This window comes from Brucella grignonensis, from assembly GCF_002252505.1.
Taxonomy (GTDB): domain Bacteria; phylum Pseudomonadota; class Alphaproteobacteria; order Rhizobiales; family Rhizobiaceae; genus Brucella; species Brucella grignonensis.
The window spans coordinates 1-832 of sequence record NZ_NNRL01000068.1 but is presented as its reverse complement, the minus strand read 5'-3'; the positions used below and the strand labels follow the sequence as shown (position 1 = coordinate 832).

The following is an 832-nucleotide window of genomic DNA, read 5'->3' as shown; positions in this document are numbered from 1 at the left end:
GGATTTCGTGGTCGAAACCATCATCCTGACCATCGGCCTCGCCATCGTGCTGGAGGCGGCATTGACGTCGATCTTCACCGGCTACCCCAAGGCGCAGCCGGCAAAGCTGTCCGGCCGGTTCAACTTCGGCGAATTCGCGTTCGACGATCAGGCGCTGATGGTCGCCGTCACCGGCATCGCGCTGATCGTGGTGCTTCACCTGATCGTCACCCGCACTAGCCTGGGCCGCTCCGCCCGCGCCATCGCCCAGGACCGGGAGGCGGCAGGGCTCTATGGCATCAGGATCGAATCCGTCTATCGCCAGATCCTGTTTCTGGGTGGTTGTCTGGGCGGTGTGTCAGGCATTCTGCTGACCGCGCAAATTCCGATGGCACNGGGGCTGGGGTTCATCGAAGCGCTGATCGCCTACACGATGGGGCCGCGATTTGGCCTGGTGGGATTGTTGAGCGTGGTCATCGTCGTCTTGCTGGTCCGGCCCAACGGCTTGTTCGGATCCGCCGTGGCAAAGAGGATGTAACCCTTGAATATCCGGCAAAATTATCTGGACCTGCTGAAGATACTCGCGATTGCGCTGGCGTTGCTGGCGGTGCCCTTCCTGACGACCAGATCCTACATCGTGCACGATGTCACGATCTTCATGCTGTTCCTGGCCATCGTGATCTACTGGAATCTGATCTTCGGATATGGCGGCATCTTGTCCCTGGCACAGACCGCGATCTTCGGCTTCGGCGGCTATGCTGCCGCGATTGTGATGAAATTCGCCGGGATGCCGACAGGGGTTGCCCTTCTGCTTGCGGGGCTGTGTGCCGGGATATTCGGTTTCGTCGTCGGG

Annotated in this window: 1 protein-coding gene and 1 pseudogene; both read left to right on the top strand. The window is 60.5% G+C overall.

Annotated elements, in window-relative coordinates:
- The first annotated feature begins 7 nt into the window (after positions 1-7).
- Positions 8-517 carry an ABC transporter permease subunit gene (locus CEV33_RS00860; protein WP_456236559.1) on the top strand — a complete coding sequence of 170 codons (510 nt, stop codon included), beginning with the start codon at positions 8-10 and terminating at the stop codon, positions 515-517.
- Between the two features lie 3 nt (positions 518-520).
- A pseudogene (locus tag CEV33_RS00855) lies at positions 521-832 on the top strand (branched-chain amino acid ABC transporter permease); the annotation flags it as partial.